This window comes from Rhodovulum sp. FJ3 (genome assembly GCF_032918305.1).
GTDB lineage: Bacteria > Pseudomonadota > Alphaproteobacteria > Rhodobacterales > Rhodobacteraceae > SAT37.
Genome location: NZ_JAWJUU010000003.1, coordinates 447039 through 464115, shown reverse-complemented (window position 1 = coordinate 464115; position 17077 = coordinate 447039). Strand labels below are relative to the sequence as shown.

Sequence of the window (17077 nt, the reverse complement as noted above, 5' to 3'; positions counted from 1 at the left end):
TTAGTGATCCCCCTCTTTGGCGTCGCTCAGCTTGCCCGGTGTGTCCAGAACGGTGGACAAATAGGTGTCGTGGGCAAACAGTTCGGCCGCGATTTCCGTTGTATAGCCATGCACCTTACCGGCAAAGACAGTGTGCGCGATCAACAGGGCAAACAGACCGCCCACCGCCGCATAGCTAAGGGTGCTTGGACGCTGGGTCCCTTCGACCGGGGTGGTTTCCGGTGTGCCAAGGGCCTTCCAGAAGACCACACTACCGGCGCGGGCGAAACCCACCACGCTGATCAGGCTGGCGCCAAGGACAATCGCCCAGACCCACACCATCAGCGCGCTGTCATAGGACGCTTCCAGCACCAACAGTTTGCCCAAGAAACCAGACAGCGGCGGCAGACCGGCCATCGCAATCGCACCGACAAAGAACAGACCGGCGGTCATATAGGTCCCTGCCATGGGCGGTTGCGCCGTCAGATCAAGATTGCCGCGACCCGTGCGCACCAGATCCGCGATCAGGAAAAGGGCCGCGCCCGCAAGCGTCGAGTGGACGATATAGTACAGGGCGGCGGCGATACCTTCGGGCGTGAACAGCGAAATCGCGATCATCACCATGCCCATAGAGCCGATGATCGAAAACGCGATCAGACGGTCCAGTTTACGCGCGGCCAGAACGCCGATCATCCCGATGGCCAAGGACACCAGTGCCGCAGGCAACAGCCAGACGCCAAACAGGCCCGCCGTCGCCTCAAGCTCGGGCGGGAAGATCATCGTGTAGACACGGATGATGGCATAGGCGCCGACCTTGGTCATGATCGCAAACAGGGCTGCCACAGGCGCGGGGGCCTCGGCATAGCTGGACGGAAGCCAGAAGTGCAGAGGCACGACCGCCGCCTTGATCGCAAAGACCAACAGCAACAGAACCGCCGCGATCCGGATGCCTGCGGTTTCCTCGGGGCCGACCCCTTGGACACGCACGGCGAGGTCCGCCATGTTCAACGTCCCCGTCTCGGCATAGAGCGCGCCCAGTGCAAACAGGAACAGGGTCGAGCCGATCAGGTTGAACAGAACATATTGCACGCCCGCGCGCAGACGCTCGTTCCCGCCCGCATGGATCATCAGACCATAGGACGCGATCAGCAGGATTTCGAAGAACACGAACAGGTTAAAGATGTCACCCGTCAGGAAGGCCCCCAAAATCCCCATCAGCTGAAACTGGAAGAGGGCGTGGAAGTTGCGACCACGCTTATCCCAGTCCGACCCGATGGCATAGAGCAGGACAAACAGGGCCAGAACGGCGGTCAGCAACACCATCAGCGTCGACAAACGGTCCCCGACCAGAACGATCCCGAATGGCGCGGCCCAGTCGCTGAGGCGGTAATAGATGACCGATCCGTCGGATACCTGCCACACCAGACTGGCCGCCAGCCCGATCAGTGCAAGCACACCGGCCACGGAAAACACGCGCTGAATCCCGATATGATACCGCGCAGCCAGCACGATAAACGGGGCCAGAAACGCCGGAAGAACAATAGGAAGAATGATCCAGTGGGTCATTTGCGAACCTCCGAACCGGTGGCCTCAATCGGATCATCGACGTGATCGTCGTCCGAGCCCAGATAGGCGCCAAGGCTGATCATCACGACAACGGCCGTCATCCCGAACGAGATCACGATCGCCGTCAGCACAAGCGCTTGGGGCAGGGGGTCGGTGTAGGTGGTCGCGCCATCGCTGAGGATGGGGGGCGCACCGATGGTCAGGCGACCAGAGGCAAACAGAAAGACGTTCACGGCATAGGTCAAAAGGGACATGCCCAAAATCACCGGAAAGGTTCTAAGCCGCAGGGTCAGATAGACCCCGGCGGTGGTCAACACGCCGATTGCGGAGGCGACAAGCAATTCCATTTTAGTTGCCCTCTTTCATATCTGTGCTGCCCTCTGCGGACACAGCGCGCGACGGGTCAATGTCCATCGGGTGTTCGTTCTCGGCGCTATCAGCGCGGCGCGCCAGTCGCGAGAAACTTTCCAGCGACAGCATCACAGCCCCCACAACCGCCAAGAAGACCCCAAGGTCGAACAGGGCCGCCGTGGCCAGCTCAAACTTGTGAAACGGCGGGATGCGCACATAGGTAAAGTCCGAGGTCAGGAACGGTTTGCCGACAAACCACGACCCGATCCCCGTCAGACCCGCGACCAGAACACCCGCGCCGATCACCCCGTGATAGGGGTATTTCAGACGCGCGCTGGCCCAGGAAAAGCCGCTGGCCATGTACTGCATCACCACGGCGATCGACACGATCAGACCGGCGATAAACCCGCCGCCCGGTTCATTGTGGCCGCGCATAAAGATGTAGAACCCGACCAGCAGAACCACCGGCATGATGACCCGCGTGACAACCACCATCATCATCGGGTGCATATCGCCCGAACGGGGTTGATCAGGCACACGGTTCAGCAACCGCCGCCGCACCGGCCCACTGAGCAGGGTTTCGGTCAGCGCGTAAATCAACAACGCGGCAATGCCCAAAACGATGATCTCGCCAAACGTATCGAACCCGCGGAAGTCCACAAGGATCACGTTCACCACGTTGGTGCCGCCACCGCCTTTGTACGAATTGGCAAGGTGGAACTCCGAAATCGACGGATCGATAAAGTCGCGCAGCAAGTAGTGATAGGCCAAACCAAAGGTCGCCAGACCCGCCGCAACCGACACCACCGCATCGCGGGTCCGGCGCAGGGTCGTGCTTTCGACCGGGGTTTGGTTGGGCAGAAAGTTCAGCGCCAGCAACAGCAGGATGATCGTGACCACCTCGACCGTGAACTGGGTCATCGCGAGGTCCGGTGCGCTGAGGTAAACAAAGCCGACCGAGACCATCAGGCCAACAATCCCGATCAGGATCAGTGCCAAAAGACGTTGGCGATGCATGATCACCAAACCACAGGTCGCCGCGACCAGCATCGCCCAACCCGCAATCGGCACGGGACCGGCGGCCTGAATGGCGCGCACGGGGGCGGCCACCGTGCCGGTTGCATAGGCGTGATAGCCTGCGGCGATCATCGCAATCACACCGATCATCGCATAGCGCGTGAACGAACCATTGTGCAGCGGATGGGTCAAAACCTGCGACAGGCGCACAAACGCCGCGATGATGGCCTCAAAGATCACCTTGGCCTCGGGGCGCGGGGTGGTCTCCCAGATCTTCGACAACGGTTTGAACAGCATCAGAACCGCAAGACCACCGAACACCGCAATCAGCGACATGTACAATGCAGGCGTCAGGCCGTGCCAGATCTTGATGTATTTGGTCTTGAGAACGGCCGCGTCACCCATCACCGCTTTGGCAACGAGGAAGACAAAGTCCTGAACGAGGAACGGCGCAACACCGATCACGACCACCAGAACCGCCAACAGGGCGGGGGGCAGCCACATGCCCGCATTCGGATCATGCGGTTTGTGCGGATAGTCGTCGCGCACCGGACCAAGGAAGGTGTGCCCGATAAAGCGGAAGCAATAGGCCGCCGAGAACAGCGAGCCCACGGTCGCCATCACCGGCACCAGCCAGTGGCTGCCGAACAGAACGGTGTGATGCGCCTCTTCGAGCATCATTTCCTTGGACAGGAAGCCGTTCAACAAGGGAATACCTGCCATCGACAGGGCCGCAACCGTCGCGATCGTAAAGGTCACCGGCATCAGGTGGCGCAGACCGCCAAGGCGACGGATGTCGCGGGTGTGCGCCTCATGATCGACGATGCCCGCGGACATAAACAGGGCGGCCTTGAACGTCGCGTGGTTCAGGATGTGGAACACGGCGGCCAAGGCACCAAACGCGGTGCCCGTGCCCAGCAACATCGTGATGAGGCCCAGATGGCTGACCGTCGAAAAGGCCAGTAGCGATTTGAGGTCATGTTTGAACAGCGCGATCACCGCGCCCAGAACCATGGTGATCAGACCCGCCGAGGTGACCAGATAGAACCATTCGGGCGTGCCCGAAAACACCGGCCACATCCGCGCCATCAGGAAAATACCCGCCTTTACCATGGTGGCCGAGTGCAGATAGGCCGACACAGGCGTCGGCGCGGCCATCGCATGGGGCAACCAGAAATGGAACGGGAACTGCGCCGATTTTGTGAAACAGCCCAGCAGGATCAACACCAACGCGGGCAGGAACATCGGATCGGCCTGAATGGCCTCACGGTTCTGCAGGATCACGCTCAGGTCATAGCTGCCGACGATCTGGCCAAGGATCAACATCCCCCCGATCATCGAAAGCCCCCCCATGCCGGTCACGGTCAGGGCCATGCGCGCGCCTTGGCGCCCCTCGGCAAGGTGTTTCCAATAGCCGATCAGTAAGAAGGACGCGAGCGAGGTAAGCTCCCAGAAAACCAGCAAAAGCAGGATGTTATCGCTCATGACGATGCCGACCATCGCGCCTTGGAACAGCAACAGATAGGTAAAGAATTCGCCCATGTTGTCTTCGCGGCTGAGGTAATTGCGGCCATAGACGATGATCAGCAACCCGATCCCGAGGATCAGAAAGGCAAAGAAGAACCCAAGCCCGTCAAGCATCAGGGTAAAGTTCAACCCCAGCTCGGGCATCCAGTCGATGCGGGCCATCACCGTCTGACCGGCCAGAATGGCGGGCAGGTTCGTAAGCAACCCGACAAAGGCCGCCAGCGACACGGTAAAGGTGACCCCGGCACAGGCGCTGCGCCCAGCCGAATTCATAATCCCCGGAAGCAAAGCGCCAAAGAAGGGGAGAGCGACGAGAAGAAATAGTGACACGGCCCGTTCCTACGATTTCAGAGTGGAAGCGACGAAATGACAGGTCCGCGCGTTGGCGCATCCCTCTTGGACGTGACGCCCGACCTCACGCGGTCGCGCATCCGTGCAGGTCGGCACAACCGGGGTGCCACACGACGATTGTTCATTCATCAGTTTGTACTCTCGGGGTCCAAATTGCGGGTCTCCCAAGGGTAAACGGCGAATTTCCAGATCATATTCGTCAAAGCCCCCCTGTTTTTCGTTTTTCGCCAGCTGTCATTCGACAGAAACATAGTCCCGTCGGACGCGAATTCATCGTTGGCATAGCGATTTTTCCGCGAGAGACAATACGAAGAAAAAGAAAGAACTCCAACTGCTGGGGCGCTGATTTTTCGGGCAGTTCGCCAATTTTCGGGTAACGGGGACGACGCGCGATCCTAGGTGCCGGACGGCGGGGTCGTCGCCTTGCCCGCCGTCCCAAATGCGCGCAACACTGCGGGTGTCGGAACAAGGGGAACCACAATGGCGATTGGGTGGCAAAGGGTCGAGGGGGCGCTGATCTTTATCGGGGCTTTGGCGATGTTCCTGTGGTTGGACGGTCCCCAGCCTTGGTGGGCGGCGGTTTTGTTATTCTTTGCGCCGGACCTTAGTTTTGCGGGCTATCTGGCGGGGCCGCGTGTGGGGGCCGTGATCTATAACGTCGTCCACATCTATGCGTTCGGGATTGTGATCGGGGCGCTGGGCCTGATCCTGTCTGTGCCGGTTATGATGGCGCTTGGTGCGCTGTGGCTGGCGCATTCGGGGTTTGATCGTGCGTTGGGCTATGGGCTCAAGCTGTCGACAGGATTTCAGCACACACATCTCGGGCGTATCGGGCGCTAGATTGGCATGGTCCACAGATCAACGTCGTCTGTGCGCCGCGCCCCGAGCTTGGCATAGAATCCCTGTGCCTCTGTGTTTTCGCGGCAGACCTCGAACCGAATTTCGTGACATCCGCGGTCGAACGCGATGCGCCGCATGGCCGTTATCAACGCCGCGCCAAGGCCAGCGTGTCGCGCCTGATCACTGATCATCAGGTCGGAAATATGCAGAATGCGGGAATTGGTGTGCAGTTCGAACAGATCGGAAAAGGCCGCGAACCCGACAACCTGTCCCGCACTCTCGGCCACCAACGCCTGAAACACCGCCCGTTCCCCAAAGGCAAGATTTCCCAATCCCTCGGCGGTCAGATCGGGCACGGGGTCGTTCACATGCTGGGCCAGCTTTTGGGCCAGGCGGATCACGTCCGCAATGTCGTGTTTGGCAAAGGCCCTGATCATCCGCTTCTCCCACCGGTCGCTCTGGACGCAGACTAGCACAGGGCACGGTGCAAGAGCTCATGACGTTCTTGTCACGAAGGGGTGCGAGGCGGAGTATGATTTTGAGAGGGAAGTTTGGTGGAGCCTAGGGGGATCGAACCCCTGACCTCTTGCATGCCATGCAAGCGCTCTCCCAGCTGAGCTAAGGCCCCAAACCAGTGGACGTTTATCGCGTCCGTGGCGTGTCTTTATGGAAGCGGAGGCGGGAGTTCAAGCAGAAAATCCCGCCTCCGCAAAAGATTTTTAGCTGTCGTTATCTTCGTTCGAAACGTCTGCGATTTCGTCCAACGAGACGTTGTCGTCATCGTCGTCGTCATCCAGAACGTCATCGCCCAGATCGACGTCATCATCGTCGTCCAGTACGGTATCATCATCCAGCAGATCGTCGCCTTCGGTCTTGGCCGGCTTTTCGGATTTATCGGCAACCAAGGTGCGGCCCTTGCCAGCATTCAGGCTCTCCAGAGAGAAGCTGTGCGCGCAGGACGGGCAGATCATCGGATCGCGCTGAAGGTCGTAAAAGCGGGTCGAGCAGCTCGGGCAAACGCGCTTGACGCCCCATTCTTCTTTGGGCATGGGATTCCCCTCAATCGTCAAAAAGGTCAGAGTCGATGCCAACTGCCATATGTGGCAGGGTGTGTCAAAGGGCTTTTCGATGAAAACCGCGATGTGGGGCGCAATCGCGCTGTACTCGGGGGCGGGGATGGGACATTTTCCGGTATGGCCGCGCAAGATCCGAAATCCCTGTATTTGACCAACGACCCGTCGATTGAGGTGCTGTTGCGCCGTTCGGCGCGGGCGCGGCGGTACACCTTGCGGGTGTCCCAACTGGACGGGCGGGTGACGCTGACCCTGCCTGCGCGGGCGTCGTTGCAGGACGGGATCGCGTTCATCAACGACAAGGCCGACTGGATTACGACACAGGTCGCGGGGCAGGGCGAACAGACCGTGATTGCGGTGGGCAATGACGTCCCGTTTGAGGGGCGCGCGCATCATCTGTGCCTCAGTGACACGCATAAATCCGTTCAGGTCGGCGCGGGTGAGATGTTCCTGCCCCAACGCCATCAGGATCGGGCCGCTCCGGCGGTAAAGGCGTTCCTGAAACAGGCCGCGCGGGACCGGTTGGCGGCGGCGTGCGACCATTACGCGGATCAAATCGGGCGACAGGTCGGACGGATCACGCTGCGCGATACGCGGTCGCGTTGGGGGTCGTGCACGCATCGGGGGGACCTGATGTTTTCGTGGCGTCTGATCATGGCCCCGCCCGCGGTCCTGCGCTATGTCGCGGCGCATGAGGTGGCCCATCTGATCGAGATGAACCATTCGCCCGATTTTTGGGCGATCGTCGCCGAGTTGTGTCCTAACTATCAGGCGCATCGCGCGTGGTTGCGTCAACACGGCGCGCAATTGCACCGCGTCGTTTTCCCCGATTGACGCGCGGGTCATTTGTGATCACAAACGTCCCATGTTGATCCAAACCCGTCCTGCCGAGAGCAGCGCCCCCGCCCATGACCAGATTTATCGCACCCTGCGTGCGCGCATCATGCATGGCGAAATCACGCCCGGCGCGGCGCTGACCCTGCGGGGGGTGGGCAAACAGTTCGGCGTGTCCATGACACCCGTGCGCGAATCTGTGCGGCGCTTGGTGGCCGAGGGCGCGCTGACCCTGACGAACTCGGGGCGGATTTCGACCCCGGAACTGAGCAACGAGCGGATCGAGGAACTTGCCGCGCTGCGTGCGCTGTTGGAACCGGAGCTGGCCTCGCGCGCCTTGCCGCGGGCGCACCTTGCCCTGATCGACCGTCTACAGGTGATTAATGGCACGATTTCCGAGGCTGCCAGTCGCAAGGATGCAGTCGCCTTCATCAAGACGAACCTAGAGTTCCACCGCACCCTGTACCTGCGGGCGCAGGCACCGGCGATGCTGGCGATGGCGGAAACGGTTTGGCTGCAACTGGGTCCGACGATGCGGGCGCTTTATGGGCGTCTTGGCCGGACCGAGGCCCCGCGCCATCACCGTGTGATTCTTGAGGCGCTCAAGGCGGGGGATGAACCCGCGCTGCGTCTTGCGGTGCGCACGGATGTGACCCAAGGCCTGCGCCTTTTGGCGGCCTGACGGGCACAAGCCCTGTTCAAAAATGTACGGTAAATTTTTCGCCTGTTTTTGTGAAAACATGTGCGACGGAATTTTGTGGCAACTGCGTTAGATCAGTCATGACGCGTGCTGCTTTGGCGCGTGCTCCGGCGAACGCCAACGCCGTAGGCTGACCGGGGTTTCATCCCGCCCCGGTCAGCCGACTTTATCAGGCGTGGATCGCGCCGTCGCCACAGGCCAGAGCGGCCTCGCGCATTGCCTCCGAGAAGGTCGGGTGCGCGTGACAGGTCAGTGCCAGATCCTGCGCCGAGGCACCGAATTCCATCGCGACACAGATCTCGTGGATCAAATCGCCCGCCGCCGGACCGATCAGGTGACAGCCCAGAATGCGGTCGGTGTTTTTATCAGCCAGCAGTTTGACGAAACCGTCGCCCTGATGCACGGCCTTGGCGCGGGCGTTGCCCATGAACGAGAATTTGCCGACCTTGTAGGCGACGCCTTCTTCTTTCAGTTGCTCTTCGGTTTTACCGACCGAGGCGACTTCGGGCTGGGTGTAGATCACGCCGGGGATGACGCCATAGTTCACGTGGCCGGACTTGCCAGCCAGAACCTCGGCGACGGCCATGCCTTCGTCCTCGGCCTTGTGGGCCAGCATCGGACCCTCAATCGCGTCGCCGATCGCGTAGACGCCTTTGACGGTGGTCGCCCAGTGGCCATCGGTTTTGATCTGACCGCGCGGCAGGATTTCCGCACCCAGCGCCTCAAGGCCCAGACCGTCGGTGAAGGGACGGCGACCAGTGGCGACCAGAACCACATCGGCGTCCAGCGTGGCCTCGCTGTCGTCTTTGCGCAGCTTGTAGGTCACTTTGGCCTTGGTCTTGGTGGCCTCAACGCCTTGAACAGCGGCACCCATGATAAAGTTCAGGCCCTGCTTTTTCAGCAGTTTCTGGAAGCTGCGGGACACTTCGGCGTCCATGCCCGGCGTGATGTTGTCGAGGAATTCGACCACGGTCACCTCTGCACCCAGACGCGCATAGACCGAGCCCATCTCCAGACCGATCACGCCGGCGCCGATGACGACCATCTTTTTCGGGATTTTCGGCAGGGACAGCGCGCCAGTCGAGGTCACGACGACCTTTTCGTCGATCTCGATGCCCGGCAGGCTGGACGCTTCGGAACCGGTGGCGATCACGATGTTCTTGGCGTTGTGGACCTCATCGCCGACTTTGACCTGACCGGCAGCGGGGATCGAGCCCCAGCCTTTCAGCCAATCAACCTTGTTCTTTTTGAACAGGAACTCGATGCCTTTGGTGTTCTGGCCGATGACATCGTCCTTGTAGGTCTGCATCTGCGCCCAATCGACGGAGGGCGATTTGCCTTTCAGGCCCATGCTGGCGAAATTATGCTCGGCCTCGTGCAACAGGTGCGTCGCATGCAACAGCGCCTTGGACGGGATACAGCCCACGTTCAGACAGGTGCCGCCAAGGGTCTCACGGCCCTCAACACATGCGGTTTTCAAGCCCAGCTGTGCACAACGGATCGCACACACATAGCCGCCGGGGCCACCACCAATGACGATTACATCATAGTCTGCCATACTCTTGGTCCTAACCTAGTTTCATCTCGTTTGTTTCGGGTGTTCCGGCGTCGCGGTTTTGTCGCGCAGGGGCCGGAGCACAGGATTTGTTTTCTCGTCTCTGGGGCGTGCTTGGGCAGGGGATCATCGTTTGCCCCCTCAGACCAAGGCCGCCAGAACCATCAAAAGCGTGGCAAAGAACCCCACGCCAAAGATGGCCGAGCGCCACGGACGCCAGCCCAGATAATAGGCGGGCACATAGGCGACGCGCGCCGCCAGATAGGCCCACGCACAGCCACGGGTGAACGCCGTCGATTGATCGCCCAGCGTCACAACAACCACGGCTGCGGTAAACAGGATAAGCGCCTCGAAATGGTTGTTCATCGCCCGTTGGAGGCGCCCGGTTTTCACCGACAGGGATTTCGAGGGCGGATAATCGCGGGCCGAGGACGTGTACCCCGTCCCCAGTTCCAAATTCGCAGGCACCGCGAAAATGAAATACTGAACCGCCTGCAAAACGATGGCCAACGCCAGAACGGTCAACTCGGTGCTCATAGCTGACTAACCCCTGTGACTGCGGTTCCTACCCCTGCAAGAAAAGCGACGAAGGAAAGGATGGGCGCGCTCATTTGGATAAATAGAAACAGAGGTAGGCCGCGATACTGTGCATTTGCCGTAACTGCACGCTGCGCTGAAGTGTAAGTGACGCCAACCGCAAGCGCGACGAAACACAAGCCCAGCATAAATGAATAAACGCTGCACTTAATCCGTTCTATATCAAACACGATGATATCGCTTGCTGAAATGTTTGCTAGGAACGTAAGGATCACAACGATCGCACCTGCATTCAATGTGAGCATCGACTTAATCGCAAACATACCGAGGTCTTTGATAAGGCCTGCGGTTGCTTGGTAGTGAAAGTCATCGCTCATATTGGGCACTCCGGGATTTTCGGAGAGGTGGAAAGGGGCGGGAAAACCCGCCCCCGTCGATCAGAGATCCATCAGCAGGCGACGGGGATCTTCCAGCGCTTCTTTGACGCGCACGAGGAAGGTCACAGCACCTTTGCCGTCAACGATCCGGTGGTCATAGGACAGGGCCAGATACATCATCGGGCGGATGACGATTTCGCCGTTCACAACGACCGGACGGTCCTGAATTTTGTGCATGCCGAGGATACCGGACTGCGGGGGGTTCAGGATCGGCGAGGACATCAGCGAGCCGTAGACACCACCGTTGGAGATGGTGAAGGTGCCGCCCTGCATTTCCGCCATGGACAGTTTGCCGTCGCGGGCGCGCTTGCCCTTTTCGGCGATCGCTTTTTCGATCTCGGCAAACGACATCTGATCGGCGTCACGGATGACCGGAACAACCAGACCCTGCGGCGTACCGGCGGCGATGCCCATGTGAACAAAGTTCTTGTACACGATGTCCGTGCCGTCGATTTCGGCGTTCACTTCGGGCACTTCTTTCAGGGCGTGACAGCAAGCCTTGGTAAAGAAGGACATAAAGCCCAGACGTACACCGTGTTTCTTTTCAAACAGGTCTTTGTATTCTTTACGCAGCGCCATCGAGGCCGACATGTCCACCTCGTTATAGGTGGTCAGCATGGCCGCGGTGTTCTGGCTGTCTTTCAGACGCTTGGCGATGGTCTGGCGCAGCTTGGTCATTTTGACCCGCTCTTCGCGCACCGAGTCCTCGGCGGCGACAGGCGCACGCGGCGCAGCAGCCGGAGCAGGCGCAGCCGATGCAGCGGCGGTGCCAGCGGCCAGAGCTTTTTGCACGTCTTCCTTCATGACACGACCGTCGCGGCCCGTGCCCTGAACCGAACCGGCGGACAGGCCAGCCTCGGCCATCATTTTCTTGGCGGCGGGGGCGTCTTCAACGTCCTTGCCGGTGGAGGCGGCCGGAGCCGCAGCAGCGGGGGCCGCTGCCGGAGCAGCCGCCGCGCCAGAACCCGACGAGATCACGCCCAGTTTGGCCGAGGCATCAACGGTCGCGCCTTCGGCGGCGGTGATTTCGGTCAGAACGCCAGCGGCGGGTGCAGGCACCTCAACCGACACTTTGTCGGTTTCCAGTTCGCACAGCATCTCGTCCTGTGCGACGGTGTCGCCCACCTGTTTGAACCACGTGGAAACAGTGGCCTCGGTGACGCTTTCGCCAAGGGTCGGGACCATCACATCCACAGCCGACCCGCCCGCATCTGCGGGGGCGGCGGCAGGCGCCGTTTCGGTTTTGGCGGCCGGAGCACTTGCCGCCGCGCCAGCCTCGGAGATCGTGGCCAGCAGGGCGTCAACGCCAACGGTTTCGCCTTCGGCGGCAACGATTTCGCCCAGCGTGCCAGCGGCGGGCGAAGGCACCTCGACGGTGACCTTGTCGGTCTCCAGCTCGCACAGCATTTCGTCTACGGCGACGGTATCGCCGGGTTGCTTGAACCACGTTGCAACAGTGGCCTCGGTGACGCTTTCACCCAGAGTCGGTACGCGTACTTCAGTGGACATATTGACTTACCCTTCGATCGTCAGCGCTTCGTTCACGAGCGCCTCTTGCTGTGCTTTGTGCTGGCTTGCCAAGCCGGTTGCCGGAGAGGCCGACGCATGACGGCCTACATAGCGGGGACGCGGGTGTTTGGCTTTGATCCGCGTCAGAACCCATTCGAGGTTCGGTTCGATGAACGTCCATGCGCCCTGGTTCTTGGGCTCTTCCTGACACCAGATCATTTCGGCGTTTGCGAAGCGACCCAGTTCCTTGGCCAAGGAGATGGCGGGGAACGGATAGAACTGTTCCACACGCATCAGGTAGATGTCGTCGATACCGCGTGCGTCGCGCTCTTCCAGCAGGTCGTAATAGACCTTGCCCGAGCAGAGCACCACGCGCTTGATTTTGTCGTCGGCGACGAGGTTGGTGTCCGAGTTGCCCTGTTCCGCGTCATCCCACAGGATGCGGTGGAAGGACGAGCCGCTGACGAAATCCTCTTTGGTCGAGATGGCCAGCTTGTGGCGCAGCAGCGACTTGGGCGTCATCAGAACCAGCGGCTTGCGGAAGCTGCGGTGCAGCTGACGGCGCAGGATGTGGAAGTAGTTCGCCGGAGTCGAGCAGTTCGCAACGATCCAGTTGTCCTCGGCGCTCATCTGCAGGAAGCGCTCAAGGCGGGCCGAGCTGTGCTCGGGGCCCTGACCCTCAAACCCGTGGGGCAGCAGCATCACCAGACCCGACATCCGCAGCCATTTGCGTTCGCCCGAGCTGATGAACTGGTCGAACATGATCTGCGCGCCGTTGGCGAAGTCGCCGAACTGTGCTTCCCACATGACCAGCGCGTTGGGTTCGGCCAGCGAATAGCCATACTCAAAGCCCAGAACCGCGTATTCCGACAGCATCGAGTCGATGACCTCATAATGGGCCTGACCTTCGCGGATGTTGTTCAGCGGATAGTAACGCTCTTCGGTGTTCTGATCGATAAAGGCCGAGTGACGTTGCGAGAAGGTCCCGCGCGTCGAGTCCTGACCGGCCAGACGCACCGGATAACCCTCGGTCACCAACGAGCCGAACGCCAGAGCCTCGGCCGTGGCCCAGTCAAAGCCTTTGCCGGTTTCGAACATGGCCTGTTTGGTTTGCATCAGACGGCCAACGGTTTTGTGCACCGAGAACCCGTCGGGAACCGCGGTCAGTTTGCCACCGATCTCGTCAAAGGTTTCGGGTTTGATCGCCGTTTCCCCGCGCTGGTAATCCTCACCTTCGCGGTCCAGATGCGACCAACGACCGTCCAGCCAGTCGGCCTTGTTCGGTTTGTATTCCTTGCCGGCCTCGAACTCGTCGTTAAGGTAGGATTGGAACGCGGCCTTCATATCCTCGATCTCACCCTCGGGGATCAGGCCATCAGCCACCAACCGGTCGGTATAAAGCGACAGGGTGGTCTTTTGCTTTTTGATCTTCTTGTACATCACCGGGTTGGTGAACATGGGCTCATCGCCCTCGTTGTGACCAAAGCGGCGATAGCAGAAGATGTCGATGACGACGTCTTTCTGGAACTTCTGGCGGAACTCGGTCGCGACCTTGGCGGCGTGGACAACGGCCTCGGGGTCGTCGCCGTTCACGTGGAAGATCGGGGCCTCAACCACCAGAGCGTTGTCCGTCGGATAGGGCGAGCTGCGCGAGAAGTGCGGCGCGGTAGTGAAACCGATCTGGTTGTTCACAACGATGTGGATCGTGCCGCCGGTGCGGTGACCGCGCAGACCCGACAGGGCGAAACATTCGGCCACAACGCCCTGACCCGCGAATGCGGCGTCACCGTGCAGCAGGATCGGGATCACGCTGGTGCGGTCGTGGTCGTTTTTCTGGTCGGTTTTGGCGCGGGCCTTGCCCAGAACAACGGGGTTCACCGCCTCAAGGTGCGAGGGGTTCGCGGTCAGCGACAGGTGAACCGTGTTGCCGTCAAACTCGCGGTCCGACGATGCGCCAAGGTGGTACTTCACGTCGCCCGAACCATCAACGTCCTCGGGCTTAAAGCTGCCGCCCTGGAATTCGTTGAAGATCGCGCGGTAGGGTTTGCTCATCACGTTGGCAAGGATGTTCAAACGGCCGCGGTGGGGCATGCCGATGACGATTTCCTTGGCACCCAAGGCACCGCCGCGTTTGATGATCTGTTCCATCGCGGGGATCAGGCTTTCGCCGCCATCCAGACCGAAACGCTTGGTCCCCATGTATTTCACATGCAGGAATTTCTCGAAACCTTCGGCCTCGACCAGCTTGTTCAGAATCGCGCGGCGACCTTCGCGGGTAAAGTGGATTTCTTTGCCGTAACCCTCGATCCGCTCTTTCAGCCAGCCGGCTTCTTCGGGATTCGAGATGTGCATGTATTGCAGGGCAAAGGTGCCGCAATAGGTGCGCTGAACGATCGAAATGATCTGACGCATCGAGGCCATCTGCAGGCCCAGAACGTTGTCGATAAAGATCGGGCGATCCATGTCGGCCTCGGTAAAGCCGTAGGATTTCGGGTCCAACTCGGGGTGGGGGGTCTGGTCGCGCATGCCCAGCGGGTCGATGTCGGCGATCAGGTGGCCACGGATACGATAGGCGCGGATGATCATCAGCGCGCGGATCGAGTCCAGCACAGCGCGCTTCATCTGGTCATCGCTGATGGCGACGCCCTTGTCGGCGGCCTTGGCGGCGATCTTTTTGCCCATGTCCGCAGGCGCAGGGTCCGCAGGCCATTGCCCGTCCAGCGCCATCGTCAGATCATCATTCGGGGTCGGCGGCCAGTCGGTGCGCTGCCAAGAGGGGCCGGTGGCCTCTTTCTTGACGTCCACTTCGGCGTCGCCCAAGGCGCGAAAGAATTCCTGCCATGCCTCATCAACCGCGTTCGGGTCGTTGGCATATTGCGCGTACAGTTGCTCAATATATTCCGCGTTGTGCCCCTGAAGGAAGCTGGAAGCGTGGAAGATATCGTTGGGGCTTTGGTCGTTCATTGGGTAACCTCTAGTGGGTTGGGACCGTACGAATGAGGGCGCTGATCACCCGGGGCGGGGCGCAGGCGACGCGACGGTGCCCACGCAAGATTTGTCATATGGTCCACCGTCTTGTTGCGGCGGGCCAACGCACCGAGATGCGATTTGGTTGCCCCCATTTGGGGCGCGGATGTGTCGGTTGCCAAGCAAACCAACGAAAACGTGTCAAAAGAATGAACGGCGTTTTGTGCGAAAACCTGAGCACGCGGCAAAACACGCCCCGTAAATGGGCGTTGGCCGGGGCGATGAAACCGCCCCGGACCAATAGCGTCTCTATCCGAGCCCGCGCATATGGCGTTCCCGGCCGGCATTAGCCGAGCTCGATCGCCTTTTGCACGGCTTCGCCCAGCGTTGCGGGGCTGTCGGCAACAATGATACCAGCCGATTTCATGGCTTCGATCTTGTCTTCGGCACCGCCTTTGCCGCCAGCAACGATCGCGCCAGCGTGGCCCATGCGGCGACCCGGAGGGGCCGTACGACCAGCGATAAAGCCTGCGGTCGGCTTCCAGCGACCTTTTTTCTTTTGCTCTTTCAGGAATTCGGCTGCTTCTTCTTCGGCCGAACCACCGATTTCACCGATCATGATGATCGACTGGGTCTCATCATCGTCCAGGAACATGTCCAGCACGTCGATGTGCTCGGTGCCTTTGATGGGGTCGCCGCCGATACCAACGGCCGAGGACTGACCCAGACCGATGTCGGTGGTCTGTTTCACGGCCTCATAGGTCAGCGTGCCCGAGCGCGACACAACGCCGACCGAACCACGCTTGTGGATGTGGCCGGGCATGATGCCGATTTTGCAAGCGCCGGGGGTGATCACACCGGGGCAGTTCGGGCCGATCAGGCGCGAGGTGCTGTCAACCAGAGCGCGTTTGACGCGCATCATGTCCAGAACCGGGATACCTTCGGTGATGCAAACGATCAGTTCCATTTCTGCGTCGATCGCTTCGAGGATCGAGTCAGCCGCGAAGGGCGGGGGAACGTAGATCACGGTCGCGTTGGCCTCGGTGACGGCCTTGGCTTCGTGGACCGAGTTGAAGACCGGCAGGTCAAGGTGCGTGGTGCCGCCCTTGCCGGGGGTCACGCCGCCAACCATCTTGGTGCCGTATGCAATTGCCTGTTCCGAGTGGAACGTACCCTGCGAGCCGGTTAGGCCCTGACAGATAACTTTGGTGTTTTCGTCGATGAGGACTGCCATGTGGCTCTCTCCTACTTAGAATTCGTTCTGAATGCTCAGTCGCCGATTTTGGCAAAGTTGAGCACAGTTTCTTTCCCGACATTTGTGCGTCCCTGTGCGACAGAGACAGCGAAAGTGTCGCTACCTTTTTTGAAGGTGCCGCGAATGGCGAAGTAAGCACCATCAGATTTTGGTTTGGCATTTCGATCTTCGATCAGGCGATAGCCATTCTTGGATAGACTTGCCGCAACCTCGGAAGCGACCCGACCGGCCCAGTATCCCCGAATGGAAACACGGCAGCGCAGCGTAACATTGGGCAAGCCATCGTAGATGCCTCCCAAGAAAACGACTTTCGGCGTGCCGGGATATACGAGGAACCCCTTCGGATATTTGCTACTGCTGGAGACAGTGTTGACTCCGTTTGCAGACATTACAGAAAGAGCTTGGGATCGGTTGTCCCAATTCTCAATGCAGCCATTAACAAAAGCCTGGGTGGCTTGGTCTGGCTTCTGGCGCTCGGCCAGTTTTTCATTGGCTTGCACTTGTTGCGCCGATCCAGCCAGGACCACCGCAACAAGCGAAGCGAATGAAATTTTGCACAGAGAGTTCAGGACGCTCATC

Annotated in this window: 15 protein-coding genes and 1 tRNA gene; 3 read left to right on the top strand and 13 right to left on the bottom strand. The window is 60.0% G+C overall.

Annotated features, from left to right (window positions below):
• The 3 genes from R1W00_RS11320 to R1W00_RS11310 are packed head-to-tail and all read right to left on the bottom strand — an operon-like array spanning position 1 to position 4770.
• On the bottom strand, positions 1–1545 hold the full coding sequence (locus R1W00_RS11320; RefSeq protein WP_317262841.1) for a monovalent cation/H+ antiporter subunit D: 1545 nt from the start codon (positions 1543–1545) through the stop codon (positions 1–3).
• Positions 1542–1892: a Na+/H+ antiporter subunit C gene (locus R1W00_RS11315; RefSeq protein ID WP_317262840.1), complete on the bottom strand. Its 351-nt coding sequence runs from the start codon at positions 1890–1892 to the stop codon at positions 1542–1544. The genes R1W00_RS11320 and R1W00_RS11315 overlap by 4 nt, the downstream gene beginning before the upstream one ends.
• Before the next feature lies 1 nt (position 1893).
• The gene (locus tag R1W00_RS11310; protein ID WP_317262839.1) at positions 1894–4770 is read right to left on the bottom strand and encodes a monovalent cation/H+ antiporter subunit A; all 2877 of its coding nucleotides are present in this window, start codon (positions 4768–4770) and stop codon (positions 1894–1896) included.
• A gap of 501 nt (positions 4771–5271) precedes the next feature.
• Here R1W00_RS11310 and R1W00_RS11305 point away from each other — a divergent pair.
• Positions 5272–5631 carry a DUF4260 domain-containing protein gene (locus tag R1W00_RS11305; protein WP_317262838.1) on the top strand — a complete coding sequence of 120 codons (360 nt, stop codon included), beginning with the start codon at positions 5272–5274 and terminating at the stop codon, positions 5629–5631.
• On the opposite strand, the gene R1W00_RS11300 is transcribed toward R1W00_RS11305, so the two are convergent.
• The 3 genes from R1W00_RS11300 to R1W00_RS11290 all read right to left on the bottom strand — a co-directional run bounded on the left by R1W00_RS11300 (position 5628) and on the right by R1W00_RS11290 (position 6680).
• Positions 5628–6068: a GNAT family N-acetyltransferase gene (locus R1W00_RS11300; protein ID WP_317262837.1), complete on the bottom strand. Its 441-nt coding sequence runs from the start codon at positions 6066–6068 to the stop codon at positions 5628–5630. The genes R1W00_RS11305 and R1W00_RS11300 overlap by 4 nt on opposite strands.
• A gap of 115 nt (positions 6069–6183) precedes the next feature.
• Positions 6184–6259: transfer RNA gene (locus R1W00_RS11295), tRNA-Ala, on the bottom strand.
• A gap of 91 nt (positions 6260–6350) precedes the next feature.
• Positions 6351–6680, bottom strand: coding sequence for a TIGR02300 family protein (locus tag R1W00_RS11290; RefSeq protein WP_317262836.1), 330 nt, complete (start codon positions 6678–6680; stop codon positions 6351–6353).
• A gap of 144 nt (positions 6681–6824) precedes the next feature.
• Here R1W00_RS11290 and R1W00_RS11285 point away from each other — a divergent pair, with 144 nt between their 5' ends.
• Positions 6825–7538 carry a SprT family zinc-dependent metalloprotease gene (locus tag R1W00_RS11285; protein WP_317262835.1) on the top strand — a complete coding sequence of 238 codons (714 nt, stop codon included), beginning with the start codon at positions 6825–6827 and terminating at the stop codon, positions 7536–7538.
• 31 nt (positions 7539–7569) lie between these two features.
• Entirely contained in the window at positions 7570–8220 is a 651-nt protein-coding gene (locus R1W00_RS11280) for a GntR family transcriptional regulator (protein ID WP_317262834.1), read from the top strand.
• Positions 8221–8407: 187 nt separating this feature from the next.
• Here R1W00_RS11280 and lpdA read toward each other — a convergent pair whose 3' ends face one another.
• The 7 genes from lpdA to R1W00_RS11245 all read right to left on the bottom strand — a co-directional run bounded on the left by lpdA (position 8408) and on the right by R1W00_RS11245 (position 17076).
• The gene (gene lpdA, locus R1W00_RS11275; RefSeq protein ID WP_317262833.1) at positions 8408–9796 is read right to left on the bottom strand and encodes a dihydrolipoyl dehydrogenase; all 1389 of its coding nucleotides are present in this window, start codon (positions 9794–9796) and stop codon (positions 8408–8410) included.
• 138 nt (positions 9797–9934) lie between these two features.
• Positions 9935–10330: an MAPEG family protein gene (locus R1W00_RS11270; RefSeq protein ID WP_317262832.1), complete on the bottom strand. Its 396-nt coding sequence runs from the start codon at positions 10328–10330 to the stop codon at positions 9935–9937.
• Positions 10327–10707, bottom strand: a complete 381-nt coding sequence (locus tag R1W00_RS11265) for a hypothetical protein (protein ID WP_317262831.1) — start codon at positions 10705–10707, stop codon at positions 10327–10329. Before R1W00_RS11265 ends, R1W00_RS11270 begins: the two co-directional genes overlap by 4 nt.
• Positions 10708–10767: 60 nt before the next feature.
• The gene (odhB, locus tag R1W00_RS11260; protein WP_317262830.1) at positions 10768–12276 is read right to left on the bottom strand and encodes a 2-oxoglutarate dehydrogenase complex dihydrolipoyllysine-residue succinyltransferase; all 1509 of its coding nucleotides are present in this window, start codon (positions 12274–12276) and stop codon (positions 10768–10770) included.
• A 6-nt stretch (positions 12277–12282) separates the two neighbouring features.
• Complete coding sequence (locus R1W00_RS11255) at positions 12283–15240, bottom strand: 2-oxoglutarate dehydrogenase E1 component (protein WP_317262829.1); 2958 nt, start codon at positions 15238–15240, stop codon at positions 12283–12285.
• A 349-nt stretch (positions 15241–15589) separates the two neighbouring features.
• Positions 15590–16477: a succinate--CoA ligase subunit alpha gene (sucD, locus tag R1W00_RS11250; protein ID WP_317262828.1), complete on the bottom strand. Its 888-nt coding sequence runs from the start codon at positions 16475–16477 to the stop codon at positions 15590–15592.
• A 35-nt stretch (positions 16478–16512) separates the two neighbouring features.
• A complete protein-coding gene (locus R1W00_RS11245) occupies positions 16513–17076 on the bottom strand; it encodes a hypothetical protein (protein ID WP_317262827.1) in 564 nt (187 codons plus the stop codon).
• Position 17077 lies beyond the last annotated feature (1 nt).

Excerpts from the sequence above, each read along its gene's own strand:
- odhB (WP_317262830.1), bottom strand. The coding sequence starts at position 12,276 with ATGTCCACTGAAGTACGCGTACCGACTCTGGGTGAAAGCGTCACCGAG.
- lpdA (WP_317262833.1), bottom strand. The coding sequence starts at position 9,796 with ATGGCAGACTATGATGTAATCGTCATTGGTGGTGGCCCCGGCGGCTAT.
- sucD (WP_317262828.1), bottom strand. The coding sequence starts at position 16,477 with ATGGCAGTCCTCATCGACGAAAACACCAAAGTTATCTGTCAGGGCCTA.
- R1W00_RS11320 (WP_317262841.1), bottom strand. The coding sequence starts at position 1,545 with ATGACCCACTGGATCATTCTTCCTATTGTTCTTCCGGCGTTTCTGGCC.
- R1W00_RS11315 (WP_317262840.1), bottom strand. The coding sequence starts at position 1,892 with ATGGAATTGCTTGTCGCCTCCGCAATCGGCGTGTTGACCACCGCCGGG.
- R1W00_RS11270 (WP_317262832.1), bottom strand. The coding sequence starts at position 10,330 with ATGAGCACCGAGTTGACCGTTCTGGCGTTGGCCATCGTTTTGCAGGCG.
- R1W00_RS11245 (WP_317262827.1), bottom strand. The coding sequence starts at position 17,076 with ATGAGCGTCCTGAACTCTCTGTGCAAAATTTCATTCGCTTCGCTTGTT.
- R1W00_RS11280 (WP_317262834.1), top strand. The coding sequence starts at position 7,570 with ATGTTGATCCAAACCCGTCCTGCCGAGAGCAGCGCCCCCGCCCATGAC.
- R1W00_RS11265 (WP_317262831.1), bottom strand. The coding sequence starts at position 10,707 with ATGAGCGATGACTTTCACTACCAAGCAACCGCAGGCCTTATCAAAGAC.
- R1W00_RS11285 (WP_317262835.1), top strand. The coding sequence starts at position 6,825 with ATGGCCGCGCAAGATCCGAAATCCCTGTATTTGACCAACGACCCGTCG.
- R1W00_RS11300 (WP_317262837.1), bottom strand. The coding sequence starts at position 6,068 with ATGATCAGGGCCTTTGCCAAACACGACATTGCGGACGTGATCCGCCTG.
- R1W00_RS11290 (WP_317262836.1), bottom strand. The coding sequence starts at position 6,680 with ATGCCCAAAGAAGAATGGGGCGTCAAGCGCGTTTGCCCGAGCTGCTCG.
- R1W00_RS11305 (WP_317262838.1), top strand. The coding sequence starts at position 5,272 with ATGGCGATTGGGTGGCAAAGGGTCGAGGGGGCGCTGATCTTTATCGGG.
- R1W00_RS11255 (WP_317262829.1), bottom strand. The coding sequence starts at position 15,240 with ATGAACGACCAAAGCCCCAACGATATCTTCCACGCTTCCAGCTTCCTT.